Annotated in this window: 13 protein-coding genes; 5 read left to right on the top strand and 8 right to left on the bottom strand. The window is 73.6% G+C overall.

Features of this window, described 5'->3' with window-relative positions:
- Positions 1-160 precede the first annotated feature (160 nt).
- Complete coding sequence (rsgA, locus tag V6U81_RS07950) at positions 161-1,240, bottom strand: ribosome small subunit-dependent GTPase A (RefSeq protein WP_334486049.1); 1,080 nt, start codon at positions 1,238-1,240, stop codon at positions 161-163.
- A 177-nt stretch (positions 1,241-1,417) separates the two neighbouring features.
- Here rsgA and V6U81_RS07955 point away from each other — a divergent pair, with 177 nt between their 5' ends.
- On the top strand, positions 1,418-2,134 hold the full coding sequence (locus V6U81_RS07955; protein WP_334486051.1) for a maleylpyruvate isomerase family mycothiol-dependent enzyme: 717 nt from the start codon (positions 1,418-1,420) through the stop codon (positions 2,132-2,134).
- A gap of 8 nt (positions 2,135-2,142) precedes the next feature.
- Positions 2,143-2,796, top strand: a complete 654-nt coding sequence (locus V6U81_RS07960) for an MBL fold metallo-hydrolase (RefSeq protein ID WP_334486052.1) — start codon at positions 2,143-2,145, stop codon at positions 2,794-2,796.
- 15 nt (positions 2,797-2,811) lie between these two features.
- Here V6U81_RS07960 and V6U81_RS07965 read toward each other — a convergent pair whose 3' ends face one another.
- Both V6U81_RS07965 and V6U81_RS07970 read right to left on the bottom strand, forming a co-directional pair.
- A complete protein-coding gene (locus V6U81_RS07965) occupies positions 2,812-3,438 on the bottom strand; it encodes a DedA family protein (protein ID WP_334486054.1) in 627 nt (208 codons plus the stop codon).
- A 92-nt stretch (positions 3,439-3,530) separates the two neighbouring features.
- On the bottom strand, positions 3,531-4,214 hold the full coding sequence (locus V6U81_RS07970; RefSeq protein WP_334486056.1) for a class I SAM-dependent methyltransferase: 684 nt from the start codon (positions 4,212-4,214) through the stop codon (positions 3,531-3,533).
- Positions 4,215-4,402: 188 nt separating this feature from the next.
- On the opposite strand from V6U81_RS07970, the gene V6U81_RS07975 reads away from it, so the two are divergent.
- Complete coding sequence (locus V6U81_RS07975; protein ID WP_007462771.1) at positions 4,403-4,606, top strand: cold-shock protein; 204 nt, start codon at positions 4,403-4,405, stop codon at positions 4,604-4,606.
- 48 nt (positions 4,607-4,654) lie between these two features.
- On the opposite strand, the gene V6U81_RS07980 is transcribed toward V6U81_RS07975, so the two are convergent.
- The 4 genes from V6U81_RS07980 to V6U81_RS07995 all read right to left on the bottom strand — a co-directional run bounded on the left by V6U81_RS07980 (position 4,655) and on the right by V6U81_RS07995 (position 8,285).
- Positions 4,655-5,932, bottom strand: a complete 1,278-nt coding sequence (locus tag V6U81_RS07980) for an MFS transporter (protein WP_334486069.1) — start codon at positions 5,930-5,932, stop codon at positions 4,655-4,657.
- Positions 5,929-6,504, bottom strand: a complete 576-nt coding sequence (locus V6U81_RS07985) for an ArsR/SmtB family transcription factor (protein ID WP_334486071.1) — start codon at positions 6,502-6,504, stop codon at positions 5,929-5,931. The genes V6U81_RS07980 and V6U81_RS07985 overlap by 4 nt, the downstream gene beginning before the upstream one ends.
- A gap of 69 nt (positions 6,505-6,573) precedes the next feature.
- The gene (locus V6U81_RS07990; RefSeq protein ID WP_334486074.1) at positions 6,574-7,431 is read right to left on the bottom strand and encodes a hypothetical protein; all 858 of its coding nucleotides are present in this window, start codon (positions 7,429-7,431) and stop codon (positions 6,574-6,576) included.
- A gap of 338 nt (positions 7,432-7,769) precedes the next feature.
- Positions 7,770-8,285 carry a MarR family winged helix-turn-helix transcriptional regulator gene (locus V6U81_RS07995; RefSeq protein WP_334486077.1) on the bottom strand — a complete coding sequence of 172 codons (516 nt, stop codon included), beginning with the start codon at positions 8,283-8,285 and terminating at the stop codon, positions 7,770-7,772.
- A gap of 177 nt (positions 8,286-8,462) precedes the next feature.
- On the opposite strand from V6U81_RS07995, the gene V6U81_RS08000 reads away from it, so the two are divergent.
- Positions 8,463-10,589 carry an MMPL family transporter gene (locus tag V6U81_RS08000; RefSeq protein ID WP_334486080.1) on the top strand — a complete coding sequence of 709 codons (2,127 nt, stop codon included), beginning with the start codon at positions 8,463-8,465 and terminating at the stop codon, positions 10,587-10,589.
- Positions 10,590-10,648: 59 nt separating this feature from the next.
- Here V6U81_RS08000 and V6U81_RS08005 read toward each other — a convergent pair whose 3' ends face one another.
- On the bottom strand, positions 10,649-12,007 hold the full coding sequence (locus tag V6U81_RS08005) for a DedA family protein (protein WP_334486082.1): 1,359 nt from the start codon (positions 12,005-12,007) through the stop codon (positions 10,649-10,651).
- Between the two features lie 134 nt (positions 12,008-12,141).
- Here V6U81_RS08005 and typA point away from each other — a divergent pair, with 134 nt between their 5' ends.
- A complete protein-coding gene (gene typA / locus V6U81_RS08010) occupies positions 12,142-14,010 on the top strand; it encodes a translational GTPase TypA (RefSeq protein ID WP_334486084.1) in 1,869 nt (622 codons plus the stop codon).
- Positions 14,011-14,063: the final 53 nt, after the last annotated feature.

A 14,063-nucleotide genomic window follows, 5' to 3' on the forward strand; every position in this document is an offset into this window, starting at 1 on the left:
TGAGGCGGATCTGTCCGCTCCGAGCGAGGTCTGAGCGGTTTTGCGGGCGCAGAATGAACGCCTCGGCAAGACTAGCCCCGAGGTACGACAACTTTCCGCGCCCGCACATTCCCCCAGCTCACACCGGTCGGGCTCGCCCCCAGCGGCCGAAGCTGACCCGTCAGAATCCCCCCGGACCCGGTGGCGACGACGGACGCGCCGTGCGACGCCGGTCGCCCCGCCAGCCGCCCCGCCGCTCCGCGGCCAGCCGGGTCTCCCGGCGGCGGCTCTCGTACGCCACCTCCCGCTGGAGCCGACGCCAGCTTTCCCAGCGCCGGACGGGCAGCTCCCCGCTCTCCAGCGCCTCCCGCACCGCGCAGGCCGGCTCCGCCTCGTGCCCGCAGTCGGCGTACCGGCAGCCGGTGGCCAGCTCGGCGATGTCGACGAACGCCCGGTCCAGCCCGGCGGTGCCGTCGAGCAGGCCCACCGCCCGTACCCCCGGGGTGTCCAGCACCGCGCCGCCGCCGGGGATCGGGACCAGCGCCCGCCAGGTGGTGGTGTGCCGCCCCTTGCCGTCGGACCGCCGGATCGCCTGGGTAGGCATGACGGCCGCCCCGGCGAGGGCGTTGACCAGGCTCGACTTGCCCGCGCCGGAGGGGCCGAGCAGGCCCAGGGTCCGCCCCGGGGCGACGTGCTCCCGCAGCGGCGCCAGGCCGGTGCCCCGCTCGGCGCTGACCGGCAGCACCGGCACCCCCGGGGCCACCGCGGCGAGCTGCCGGGCGACCGCCTCCGGGTCGGCGGCCAGGTCGACCTTGGTGAGCACCACCAGCGGGGTGGCCCCCGACTCGTGGGCCAGCGAGAGCAGCCGCTCGATCCGGGCCACGTCCGGCTCCGGATGAACCGGCTCGACCACCGCCGCGGTGTCGAGATTGGCGGCGAGCACCTGCCCGCTGGCGTCCTTGCCGGCGGTCCGCCGGACCAGCGCGGTGCGCCGGGGCAGCACCGTGTCGACGGTCACCGGGCCGTCCGGCCAGGTCGCCAGCAGCACCCAGTCACCCGCGCAGGGCAGCGCGGAGAGATCCCGGGCGGCGGCGGCCAGCACCGCCGGGCCCAGGCTGGCGCGGACCGGGCCGTCCGCGCAGAGCACGGTGCAGACGCCGCGGTCGACCCGGGCCACCCGGCCCGGACGTCGGTCGGGGCGCCGGCGTACGCACGCCGCCCGCTCGGCGTCGAGGCCGAGGGCGGTCAGATCGATGGTCATGTCATCCTCTTCGGGAGAGAAACGGGTGGCGGGGAACACGCGTGCTGCGACCGGCATGTCACCACCCCCCGTCCGTCGTCCCGGTGTCCCGTACGACGCCGACGGTAGGGGTCGCGCCGACGCGCCGAAAGCGATTTCCCCGGCGACGGGCCGGGCCGGGACCGCTAGGGTCGTGGCGTGACCACGGATCCGCTTCTGCTGACCGGCGAGGTGGCCGCCGCCACCGACCGGTTGCTCCGTACCGCCGAGGGGCTGGACGCCGCGGACCTCGCGGCGCCCTCCCTGTTGCCCGGTTGGACCCGCGGCCACGTGCTGGCCCACCTGGCCCGCAACGCCGACGGCTTCGTCAACCTGCTCACCTCCGCCCGTACCGGCGAGCGGATCCCGATGTACGCCAGCATCGCGGCCCGCAGCGCCGACATCGAGGCCGGCGCCGCCCGGCCGGTGGCCGCGCACCTCGACGACCTGCACCGCTCCGCCGAGCGGTTCACCGAGGCCGTGGCCGCGATGCCGGTCGAGGCGTGGGCGGCCACCGTGGAGACCCGGCGCGGGCCGTGGCAGGCGGCGCTGCTGGTCTGGGGCCGGCTGCGCGAGCTGGAGGTGCACCACGTCGACCTGGCCGCCGGCTACCGGCCGGCCGACTGGCCGGCCGCGTTCGCCCAGCACCTGCTGCACGAGGTCGGCGCCGGCCTCGCCGGCCGCGACGACGCGCCGCCGATGGTGCTGCGCCCCGACGACGGCCCGCAGGAGTTCATCGTCGGCGACCCCGAGCGCGCGCCCCGGATCGCCGGTCCCGCCGCCGAGCTGGCCGCCTGGTTGATCGGCCGCAGCAGCGGCGACCCGCTGACCGTCACCCCGGACGGTCACCTGCCGACTCCACCGGAATGGATATAGACACCGTCATGAGCTACACCGGAGACGTCACGCCCGGCGGCCCGCCCGCCGTCCGGGAGCTGGACCGGCTCACCGTCACCAAGCTGTCGGTCGGCCCGATGGACAACAACGCCTACCTGCTGCGCTGCCGGGAGACCGGCGAGCAGGTGCTGATCGACGCCGCGAACGAGGCGCCCCGGCTGCTCGACCTGGTCGGCGACGGTGGCCTGTCCAGCGTGGTCACCACCCACCGGCACATGGACCACTGGGTCGCCTTGGAGGAGGTGGCCGCCAAGACCGGCGCCCGCGTCCTGGCGCACGCCGACGACGCCGAAGGCCTGCCGATCGCCGCGGAGACGCTCACCGACGGCGACACGGTGGCGGTCGGCGACTGCGCGCTGGAGGTCGTGCACATCAAGGGGCACACCCCCGGCTCGATCGCGCTGCTCTACCGCGACCCGGCCGGCACCCCGCACCTGTTCACCGGCGATTCCCTGTTCCCGGGCGGGGTGGGCAACACCGACAAGGACCCGGAACGCTTCGCCCAGCTGATCGACGACGTCGAGCACAAGCTCTTCGACCGGCTGCCGGACGAGACCTGGTTCTACCCGGGTCACGGCCAGGACAGCACCCTCGGCGCGGAGCGGCCCTCGGTGCCGCAGTGGCGGGCCCGCGGCTGGTGAGCCGCCCGGCGTCGGTCAGCCCGGCTGACCGACGCCGGCCACCGCCCGCAGCCGGCGTCGGGTGCCGAACAGCATCGTCCCGGCCAGCAGCAGCCCGACCGCCATGGTGAACAGCATCGGGCTCCCCTCCCCCGGCAGCAGCCCGGCCAGCGACCGCGAGGCGGTGCCCAGCGCCAGGTAGAGACCGGCCCAGGCCACCGCGCCGGCGGTCGCCCAGCCGACGAACCGGCGGTACGACATCCGCAGCCCGCCGGCGGCCAGCGGCAGCAGCGCGTTGAAGACCGGCAGGAAGGGCGCGACCAGCACCATCCGCCCGCCACCGGAGCGCAGGATCCCCTCGGCGGCCGCCCAGCGGGCCTCGCCGATCCAGCCGCCGACGCGGCTGTGCCGCAGCCGGTCGCCGTACACCCGGCCGGCGAGGAAGCTCAGCGACCAGCCGGCGACGCAACCGCCGACGACCGCGCCGAGGGTGGCCGCGCCGGTCGCCGCGCCACCCGCCGCGCCGACGGCCGCGAGGATCGCGACGTCCCCGGGCACCAGCACCCCGAGCAGCGGTACGGCGTCCAGGAGCATCACCAGCCCCAGCACTCCCATCAGGAGGGTGACCGGCAACTCCCCGACCTGCGACAACGAATCCAGCATGGGATGAACCTATGGCCGGGGGTGTCCCGGCCACATCAGGTCCGGCCCCCCAGCACCCCCTGAACCCGGGCTCGGGGTCACCCCTGAGCGGGTCAGCGCGGCCGGAGCACCTGCACCTGGCGTACCAGGCCGTCGACCTGGGGTTCGGTGGTCGGCACCGGGTACCGGGCGACGACCTCCAGCGCGCCGGCCGGGAGGTGTCCCCGATCGGGGTCGCCGACCAGCACCTGCGCCCCGGCGGCGGCGGCCCGGCGCAGGAAGGGCAGCACCCGCTCGGCCAGCTCCGCGTCGTAGAGCACGTCGCCGGCCAGCAGCAGGTCCGCCCCGTCGGCGTCGCCGTCGAGCAGGTCACTCCCGGTGGTGACGACCGCCACCCGGTTGGCGCGGGCGTTGACCGTCACCGCGGCCACCGCCCAGGGGTCGACGTCGTTGGCGACGACCCGCCCGGCACCGGCCAGCGCGGCGGCGATGGCCACCAGCCCCGAGCCGGCGGCGAGGTCGAGCACCCGACGCCCCGCGACCAGCTCCGGGTGGTCGAGCAGGTACCGGGCGAGCGCCTGCCCGCCGGCCCAGGCCGAGGCCCAGAACGGCGGCGGCAGGGTGTGACCGGCGGCGGCCTCCATCCGGGCCCACCAGACGATGGCGTCCTCGGCGAGGTGCAGCCGCACCTCGGGCACGAACGGGGTGGGGACCAGCCGGAGGCGGTCCAGGCCGTCGCCCGGGGCGTCGATCTCGTGTTCCAGGACGGTCAACGCTGTTGTGCTGGGTGCGGTCACCGGTCGAGCATGCCGGAGCCGGGTAGAGACCGGGCCGGTTTTGCTACGCGACCCGCGACACGTTTTCCGTTGACCTCTCTACGGCACTTCGGCGCGCAAACCGGCGGTCCGCCGGTTACTGTCGAGGAAGTACAGGGCGACCGTCCCGTGGACGCGGAGGGTCACCCGTCTTGAACAGGGAGAGATGCATGGCAACCGGCACGGTCAAGTGGTTCAACTCGGAAAAGGGCTTCGGCTTCATCGAGCAGGACGGCGGAGGTCCGGACGTGTTCGTCCACTACTCGGCCATCGCGAGCAGTGGTTACCGGGAACTGAACGAGGGCCAGAAGGTCGAGTTCGAGGTGACCCAGGGGCAGAAGGGGCCGCAGGCGGACAACGTCCGCCCGATGTAGTTCCGTGCCGGTGGCGGCGGTCGTTCTCGACCGCCGCCGCTGGACGTCTCAGGCCGCGTGGGCGGCCGTCGGCAGGTCCCGCCGTCGCCGGATCGGGCCGACCAGCAGGATCAGCGGGGTCAGGGCCAGCCAACCGGTCATCACCAGGATGGCCCGGTGCGGGCCGTACCCGGCGCCGATGGCGCCGGCGAGTACGGCGGCCAGCGGAATGGTCCCGTAGTTGAGCAGCTGCCCGCTCACCGTCACCCGGCCCAGCAGGTGGTGCGGGGTGTACGTCTGCCGGAAGCTGCCCTTGACGACGTTCCCGATCGCCACCCCGAAGCTCACCAGGATTCCGCCCAGCGCCAGCCAGACCAGCCGCGCGCCGGGCCCGGCGAGCGGGATGAGCAGGGCGGGCGGCCCGGTCAGCGCGCCGGCCAGCAGCAGGGCCCGGCCGGTGCCGATCCGCCGGGCGACAGTCGTGGCGGCCACCGCCCCGACCACCCCGCCGAGGCTGGTGACGGCGACCAGCGTGCCGACCGGCCCGGGTGCCAGCCCGACGTCGCGGACCAGGAAGACCACCAGCACCGCCTGGTAGCCGATCAGCCCGACGTTGCTGGCGGCGCCGAAGGCGGTGAGCACCCGCAGGTACGGGTCGCGCGCGACGAACCGCAGTCCTTCGGTGATCTCCCGGCGCAACGAGCTGGACCGCTCGCGCGCGGCCGGCCCCGGCTCGACCGCCCGGATCCGCCACAGGCACCACGCCGAGACCAGGAAGCTGACCGCGTCCACCAGCAGCGCGGCGACCGCGCCGGCGAGCTGGGCGATCAGGCCGGCCAGCCCGGGCCCGACCACGTAGCTGGCGGTCTGGGTGGTCTGGATCCGGGCGTTGCCCGCCGGCACCTGCTCGGGGCGGAGCAGCACGGGTAGGTAGACCTGGTCGGCGGTCTCGAAGAAGACCCGGGCGGCGCCGGCGAGGAGCGCCACGGCCAGCAGCTGGCCCATGGTGAGCACGCCGAGCACCGCCGCCACCGGGACGCTGAGGAACAGCAGCGCCGACAGCAGGTCGCAGACGATCATCACCGGGCGGCGGCGCAGCCGGTCCACCCAGGCTCCGGCGGGCAGGCCGACCAGCAGCCAGGGCAGCCAGGCGGCGGCGGTGAGCACCGCCGCGGCGAACGGGCCGGCGTCGAGGACCGCGACCGCCACCAGCGGCAGCGCGACCGCGGTGACGTTGCTGCCGACCGCGCTGACCGTCTGGGCGGCCCAGAGCAGGCGGAAGTCACGGTGCCCCGAGAGCCCGCGGGGCTCCCGGGCCGGGGCGACGGTCGGCCGGGTGACGGTCACGGCTGGGCCGGGACGCCGTAGGCGAAGAGGAAGACCGGTTGCCGGTCCCGGCCGTCATCGGGGATCTCGCGGTCGCCCCAGCGGGCCAGCAGGTCGATCACCTCGCGGCCGAGTTCGGCGAGCTCCTCGGGGGTGAGCCGCAGCCAGCGGTCGGTGGAGAAGGGCCCGTCGCCCCAGGCGGCCTGCGCGGACTCGTCCGCCGCGTGCCAGGCCCGGGCCAGCGCGACGTGCCGGTCGAGGTTGAGCGAGGTGGCCGCGTCGGCGACCGCGCGGGCCGCGGGGTCGGCGTCGAAGTCGGTGTTGGACCAGCGGACCCCGCGGGTGACCAGCCGCCACCACCGTTCCCGGCGGTCCCGGGCCCGCTCGGGCGCCTCGACCACCAGCTCGGCCGCGGCCAGCACCCTGAGGTGGTGGCTGACGTTGGCCGGCGCCTGGTCGGTGCGCTCGGCCAGCATGCCGACGGTGGACGGACCGTCGACCTTGAGCACGTCCATCAGTCGGCGGCGCAGCGGGTGGGACATCGCGGCGAGCACCCGCGAGTCGGTGACCTGGCGTACGTCGGGGGTCTCCATGCCGACAGCCTGACATCCGCAACAGCCCTTCCGCAAGAGGTGTTGCGGAAGGGCTGTTGCGGATGTCGGTCAGGCCGCCAGACGGTTGGCGAGTTCGTCGGCGACCTGCTTGGCGATGGTCGGCGGGATGGCAGCGGCGATCTTCTCGGGGGTGAGCCCGGCCAGCACGCCCGTGATGATCGCCTGCTCGTCGGTGAAGTCCTTGTTCGCCAGCGCGGCGTGCGCCGTCTGGAGGGCGGTGAGCTGCGCACCGAGGGACTTCAGGGTCGGGTGCGGTACGACGAAGTCGGGGTTGGTGTGGTCCTCGCCCATCGCCATCCGGGTGTAGATCTGACCCACCGGGTTCCGCCCGTCCAGGACGGTCAGATTGCGGTGGACGGTCTGCAGCCAGCTGTGCTCTTCGGGGGTCATGTCGGGGCCTTCCAGGAGTCCGATGGAGGTCAGGTAGCGCCGGAACAGCGGGGTCTGGTCCCGTCCGGCCTTGGTCGAGTCGCGGAAGAAGCTGAAGTGGGTGTGGTAGAGGTGCGAGTCGTCGCCGGTGGTGCGCTTGCCCAGCCGGTCCCACCGCCGCACGGTCACCCCGTCCGGGGAGTAGATGATCGAGCGGAGGTCCCGGCTGTCCGCGGTGTTCGCCCGGCACTGCGCGACGCACCAGTTCGAGAACGTCCGCAGGTTGTGCGTCGCACCGTCGGATCGCACCGTGAAGGTGCCGACGTCGAGCGCGGAGGCGTAGAGGGTGAGGCCGTTGGTGTCCCGTGGGGACTCCACCACCGAGTAGTCGTTGGTCGCCACCCGGTCCGATCCACAGTGGTAGCCACCGCGGTGGGCCGAGTCGCCGACGATCCCCACCGAGGCGGGGTCGAGGTTGGGCAGGTGGTCGAGGAGCAGCCGGCGGACGGCCAGCAGGTTGGCCGGGGCCGTGGTCATGGGGTCCCCCTTCCATCGGACGGAGGTCAGGGCGCGACGGTGACTCCTCGTATGCGGGCGTCGATCCGGGAGCGGACCCGACCGGAGGATGCACGTCGTCGGGCGTCGATTGAACAATAACCGTCGACACCGGAGAAACCCCAGGTCAACAGGCATCTGTTCAGATAGGTCCAAGCTGTGGGCCCGCTGGGAGCAGCGGCCGGCTCACCATGGACCGATGCGCACGGTTTCCGGCCAGCCGGCGCGGAGAGTGACGGCGGTGCCGGAGCGGTTCACGGGCGCCCGGGTCGGCCGCGGGCCGGGGCTGAGGCGGGCCGGACGAGCCGGCCCGGCACGGGTCAGTCCGCGGTCCGCCGGGGCGGTTCCGGGCGGGCGGCGCGCACCGCGTCCCGGTGTTCACGCACCGACCCGCTCATCGCCGCCATGAAGCGGTGGACCACCTCGAGCTCGTCGTCGGTGAAGTCGGCCATCACCCGGTCGGTCCGCGCACCCAGCGGCTGGAAGAACTCCATCGCCAGGGCGGCGCCCCGGTCGGCGTAGTGCAGCAGCACCTTGCGCCGGTCGACGGTGTCCCGGTCGCGCCGGATGTGCCCGGCCCGCTCCAGCCGGTCGATCAGGGCGGTCACCGACCCGGAGGAGAGATTGAGCTGCTCCCCCAGCCGGCCGGGGGTGATCGGGTCCTCGGCCAGCTCGGCGTCCATCACGGCGATGAGGGCCTGCAGGTCCGTGGCGTTGAGGCCGTGCAGGTTGGCGAAGGCATGCCCGACGTGCTGGGCGTCCGACGAGTAGCGGCGCAGATCGTTGGTGATGTCCGCGATCATCCGCCCGCGCCGGTCCGTCCGCCGCCGATACATGCCGTGTGCTGCCACGTCTCGTCGATTCCCCCTGTCGAACGGGCCGGGTTGCAGCATAGAACGTCCGCTTGAATCTCGCCTATCAAGATGCTCGTTCTTCGAGTTGCCACGATACTCTTGATGAACAAAACTCTTGGCAGTCGAGATTTTACCGTCGAAGGACCGTGAGGGCATCCGATGTCTGTGTTCACCCGCGTAGCCCGCGGCCGGCTCGCCGCGTGGCTCACCGTGGTCGCCGCGATCCTCGTCGGCGCGGCCGTCTTCGGGCTCCCCAGGCCCGACAACCCCGCGCCCGTGTCGGCCACCGGCCTCTCCGTCGAGTGGCAGTCGACCCAGGTCGAACGCCTCCAGGAACAACTGCCGTCCAGCGACGTCCAGCCGGCCATCGTGGTGGTCAGCCGCGACGACCGGGCGGCGCTCACCGAGCCCGACCGGGCGGCGCTCACCGGCGCCACCGCCGGGCTGGGCCGGTTCGCCGTCGGCGGCCGGGTCGGCCCGCCGCAGGTCTCCCCGGACGGCACGGTCGCGCTGGTCGCCGTGCCGCTCTCCACCGCCGGCGGCCAGGACCAGGTCGCCGAGACCGTCGACCAGCTCCGCGGCTCCCTGACCGACCTGCCCGACGACCTCACCGTCGAGGTGACCGGCGGGCCCGCCTTCACCGCCGACCTCACCAAGGTCTTCGAGGGCGCCGACACCACCCTGCTGCTGGTCACCGCCGGCGTCGTGGCGCTGCTGCTGCTGATCACCTACCGCAGCCCGTTCCTCTGGATCGTGCCGCTGGTCGTCGTCGCGGCGACCGAGCAGCTCACCCTGCGCGCGGTGGACACCATCGTCCCGGCCGTCGGCATCAACCTCCAGGAGGGCGCGGTCACCGGCATCGCCAGCGTCCTGGTCTTCGGCGCCGCCACCGACTACGCCCTGCTGCTCATCGCCCGCTACCGCGAGGAACTGCACCGCGAGCAGGACCGGTTCGTCGCGATGCGGGCGGCCCTGCGGCGGACCGCCGAGCCCATCCTCGCCAGCGGCCTCACCGTGGTCCTCGGCGTGCTCACCCTGCTGCTGTCCGAGCAGGAGACGAACCGGGCGCTCGCCGTGGCCTGCGCCACCGGCGTGGTGTTCGCCATGCTCTCCGCGCTCTTCGTCCTGCCCGCCGCGCTGGTGATCTTCGGACGCGGACTGTTCTGGCCGTTCGTACCCAAGGTCGGCGAGACCGCCCGCGAGGGCCGGCTCTGGGGCCGGCTGGGCGGGGCGGTGATCCGTCGCCCGGCACCGGTCGCGGCGCTGGCCACCCTGGTGCTCGCCGCCCTCGCCCTCGGCGGCCTCGGCATCCGCACCGGCCTGTCCGAGACCGAGCAGTTCCGGGCGAAGCCGGAGGCGGTGACCGGCGCGCAGACCCTCGCCCAGACGTTCCCCGCCGGGACCACCCAGCCGGTCGCCGTGCTGACCAACCCCGCCGCCGTGTCGGCCGTGACCCGGGCCGCGACGGCCCTCCCCGGTGTCGCCTCCGCCCGACCCGGCGACGCGGGCCAGGCGGTCGCCCAGGTCGACGTGGTGCTGGAGGCCGAGCCGGGCACGCCGGCCTCGGACCGGGCGATCGAGGCGCTGCGCGACGCGGTCGCCGCCGTACCCGACTCCGCCCCGCCCGCGGTCGACGGCGCGGACGACGTCGACGGCGCCGTGGTCGGCGGCAACATCGCCGCCGCCTACGACACCGACGAGGCCAACGGGAAGGACCAGCGGCTCATCCTGCCGATCATCCTGCTGCTCGTCGGCGCGGTGCTGGTCCTGCTGCTGCGCGGCCTGCTCGCCCCGCTCCTGCTGGTGCTCACCGTGATCGCGTCCTTCTTCGCCAGCCTGGGCGCCGCGTGGCTGCTCTTCGACCACGTGCTCGACTTCCCGGCGCTGGACAGCGGCGTGCTACTGCTCGCGTTCGTGTTCCTGGTCGCCCTCGGCGTGGACTACAACATCTTCCTGGTCACCCGGGCCCGCGAGGACGCGCGCCGGGCGGGCACCCGGGACGGGATGCTCTCCGCCCTGCGGGTGACCGGTGGCGTCATCACCAGCGCGGGTGTGCTGCTCGCGGCGGTGTTCGCGGTGCTCGGGGTGCTGCCGCTGATCACGCTGACCCAGATCGGGATCATCGTCTGCATCGGCGTCCTGCTGGACACGCTGCTGGTGCGCACGGTGCTGGTGCCGGCGCTGGCGTTCCTCCTCGGCGACCGGTTCTGGTGGCCGGGGCGGATCGCCCGGCAGCCCGCCGGGGAGCCCCCGGCCGAGCGGGAGCCCCTCGCCGCCGGGCACTGACCGACGGGAGAGCCGGCGACGGGGGCCGGGGCGGCGACGCCCCCGGCCCCCGTCCGTCGTCACCGGTCCGGCGCGCCGTCCTCGACGCCGACCGCCCGGTCCCGGGTCGCCCAGGCGACCACGAACACCACCGTCCAGCCCACCCCGAGCAGCACCGACGTCGCCGTCCCGCTGGCCGTGCTCCAGCCCAGGTAGAGGCGGGCCCCGCCACACACCGCGATGCCCGCCGCCGCCACCGTCCAGGCCGTCACCGCGGCCGGCCAGCGGGCGTCGCGGGACAGCAGCCAGGCGAGGGTGCAGAGGCTCGCCGCCACCACTGCGTTCTGGGTCGGAAAGACCACAGCGGCCGGCGCCGGCACGATCACGTCGGCCACCACGGCCAGCACCACCAGCGGCAGGAACGCGCCGACGGTGCCGAAGACGCTGAGCAGGTCGGCCCGCCAGGGCCGGGTCCGCCAGGCGAGGACGGCGGCCACCACCGCCACCAGCCCGATCAGGAACGAGGCCCGCAGCACCGAGACCGTCCCCAGCGCGACGTCCACCGCACCGGGCGTACGCCGCTGCGCGAACCAGTCGGCGATCGCCCCGTCGACCACCACCAGCCCGCTCCACCGGACCACCGTTCCGAACAGCCAGGCGACGGCGAACCCGGCGGCGAAGAGCAGGCCCAGGCCGGCCGCCAGGTTGAGCAGCAGCGCCCCGCCCGGCCCGGCGCGCATGGCGATCAGGAAGAAGAGGATCCCGTACCGGCCGGTGACCCAGCGCACCGGCGGCAGCGCGGCGGCCCGGCCGAGCAGCGCGCGTACCGGATCGGGGTTGCGGCCCAGCCAGCGCCCGACCAGCACGATCCCCGCCAGCACCACCAGCAGCACCAGCACCGCGCCGGTGGCGCGGCCGAGCAGTCGGGAGACCGTCTCGTACGACTCGCCGGCCAGGTTGCCCAGCAGCACCGAGCCGCCGACCCAGCTCACCACCCCCGCCAGGTTCCAGGGCGCGAACCGCCGGTACGGCATACCGGACGCGCCGGCCAGTCGGGGCACCAGGGTGCGGGCGAAGGCCACCCAGCGGGCGGCGAACACCCCCCGCCCGCCGAGCCGGCCGAGCATCGCGTCGGCCCGGGCCAGGCGTTGCGGCCCGACCCGGACGCCCAGCCCGCCGGCCCGCAGCCGGGGGCCGTAGCGACGGCCGGACCGGAACGCGAGTGTGTCTCCCATCACCGCGGCCCCCGCCATCACGAGCAGCGCCGGCACAAGCCGTAGCGTGCCCGCGTACGCTAGGAAACCGACCAGCATCAGGGTCGCCTCGCCCGGCACCAGCAGACCGAAGATCACCGCGGTCTCCCCCGCGACGATTGTCGCGGCGATCACATAGATCAGCAGGGACGGCAGACCCTGCAGCGAGGTCAGCAGGTCATGCATCCGGCCCTCATGAACATGGGGGCCAGCATGCCAGCCGCTGGAACGGTCGGAACAGCAGTTTCGGCAGAGATCCGGGCCATCTGGGGGTGACCCCGACACGCGCCCCGGCAACCGTAGACAGGAGTATGGAGGGTATGCAGCTTCGCACCGACCTCCGCAACGTCGCCATCATCGCCCACGTCGACCACGGCAAGACGACCTTGGTCGACGCCATGTTGCGGCAGGCCGGCGCCTACGGCGCCCGCGGCGAGGACACCGAGCGGGTGATGGACTCAGGTGACCTGGAACGGGAAAAGGGCATCACCATCCTGGCCAAGAACACCGGCGTGCACTACCTGCCGGCCGACGGCTCCGACCCGGTCACCATCAACATCATCGACACCCCCGGCCACGCCGACTTCGGCGGCGAGGTCGAGCGCGGCCTGACCATGGTCGACGGGGTGGTGCTGCTGGTCGACGCCAGCGAGGGCCCGCTGCCGCAGACCCGCTTCGTGCTCCGCAAGGCGCTGCGCGCCCGGTTGCCGATCATCCTGGTGATCAACAAGGTGGACCGTCCGGACGCCCGGATCAAGGAGGTCGTGGACGACACCTACGAGCTCTTCCTCGACTTGGACGCCGACGAGGAGCAGATCGACTTCCCGATCGTCTACGCCTGCGCCCGCGACGGCATCGCCTCGCTGACCCAGCCGGCCGACGGCTCGGTGCCGAGCGACAGCACCTCCCTGGAGCCGCTGTTCCGCACCCTGCTGGACACCATCCCGCCGCCCGCGTACGAGGAGGGTGCGCCGCTGCAGGCGCACGTCACCAACCTCGACGCCTCGCCGTTCCTCGGCCGGCTCGCGCTGTGCCGGGTCCGCCAGGGCACCATCAACAAGGGCCAGACGGTCTCCTGGTGCCGCACCGACGGCAGCACCCAGCGGGTGCGCATCTCGGAGCTGCTGATGACCGAGGGGCTGGAGCGCAAGCCGGCGGACTCCGCCGGACCGGGCGACATCATCGCGGTCGCCGGGATTCCCGAGATCATGATCGGCGAGACGCTGGCCGACGCGGAGAACCCGATTGCGCTACCGCTGATCACCGTCGACGAGCCGGCCATCTCGATGACCATCGGCACCAACACCTCGCCGCTGGTCGGCCGGGTCAAGGGCTCCAAGGTCACCGCCCGGATGGTCAAGGACCGGCTCGACAAGGAACTGGTCGGCAACGTCTCGTTGCGGGTGCTGCCGACCGAGCGGCCGGACGCCTGGGAGGTCCAGGGTCGTGGCGAGCTGGCGCTGGCCATCCTGGTCGAGCAGATGCGCCGCGAGCAGTACGAGCTGACCGTCGGCAAGCCGCAGGTGGTCACCCGGGAGATCGACGGCAAGATCTGCGAGCCGGTGGAGCGGCTGACCATCGACGCCCCGGAGGAGTACCTGGGCGCGATCACGCAGCTCCTGGCGACCCGGAAGGGCCGGATGGAGCAGCTGGTCAACCACGGCACCGGCTGGATCCGGATGGAGTGGCTGGTTCCGGCGCGCGGCCTGATCGGCTTCCGCACCGAGTTCCTCACCGACACCCGGGGCACCGGCATCCTGCACCACGTCTTCGAGTCGTACGAGCCGTGGTTCGGCGAGCTGCGGACCCGGCAGAACGGGTCGCTGGTGGCCGACCGGGCGGGTGCGGTCACCTCGTTCGCGATGATCAACCTGCAGGAGCGTGGGCAGCTCTTCGTCGAGCCGACCACCGAGGTGTACGAGGGCATGATCGTCGGGGAGAACTCCCGCTCCGACGACATGGACGTCAACATCACCAAGGAGAAGAAGCTCACCAACATGCGGCAGTCGACCTCCGACGAGACCGAGAAGCTGATCCCGCCGCGCAAGCTCTCCCTGGAGCAGGCGCTGGAGTTCTGCCGCGAGGACGAGTGCGTCGAGGTCACCCCGTCCGCGGTGCGCATCCGCAAGGTGGTGCTGGACCAGACCACCCGTGGCCGGGCCGCCGCCCGCCGCAAGCACGCCGGCTGATCCACGGCCGCCCCGGAGCCCGGACCGCCTCGCGCGGTCCGGGCTCCGCCGTC

Source organism: Micromonospora lacuserhaii (assembly GCF_036902735.1).
In the GTDB taxonomy this organism is placed as follows: domain Bacteria; phylum Actinomycetota; class Actinomycetes; order Mycobacteriales; family Micromonosporaceae; genus Micromonospora.

Excerpts from the sequence above, each read along its gene's own strand:
- rsgA (WP_334486049.1), bottom strand. The coding sequence starts at position 1,240 with ATGACCATCGATCTGACCGCCCTCGGCCTCGACGCCGAGCGGGCGGCG.
- V6U81_RS07960 (WP_334486052.1), top strand. The coding sequence starts at position 2,143 with ATGAGCTACACCGGAGACGTCACGCCCGGCGGCCCGCCCGCCGTCCGG.
- V6U81_RS07965 (WP_334486054.1), bottom strand. The coding sequence starts at position 3,438 with ATGCTGGATTCGTTGTCGCAGGTCGGGGAGTTGCCGGTCACCCTCCTG.
- V6U81_RS07975 (WP_007462771.1), top strand. The coding sequence starts at position 4,403 with ATGGCAACCGGCACGGTCAAGTGGTTCAACTCGGAAAAGGGCTTCGGC.
- V6U81_RS07985 (WP_334486071.1), bottom strand. The coding sequence starts at position 6,504 with ATGGAGACCCCCGACGTACGCCAGGTCACCGACTCGCGGGTGCTCGCC.
- V6U81_RS07990 (WP_334486074.1), bottom strand. The coding sequence starts at position 7,431 with ATGACCACGGCCCCGGCCAACCTGCTGGCCGTCCGCCGGCTGCTCCTC.
- V6U81_RS07995 (WP_334486077.1), bottom strand. The coding sequence starts at position 8,285 with ATGTATCGGCGGCGGACGGACCGGCGCGGGCGGATGATCGCGGACATC.
- V6U81_RS08000 (WP_334486080.1), top strand. The coding sequence starts at position 8,463 with ATGTCTGTGTTCACCCGCGTAGCCCGCGGCCGGCTCGCCGCGTGGCTC.
- V6U81_RS08005 (WP_334486082.1), bottom strand. The coding sequence starts at position 12,007 with ATGCATGACCTGCTGACCTCGCTGCAGGGTCTGCCGTCCCTGCTGATC.
- typA (WP_334486084.1), top strand. The coding sequence starts at position 12,142 with ATGCAGCTTCGCACCGACCTCCGCAACGTCGCCATCATCGCCCACGTC.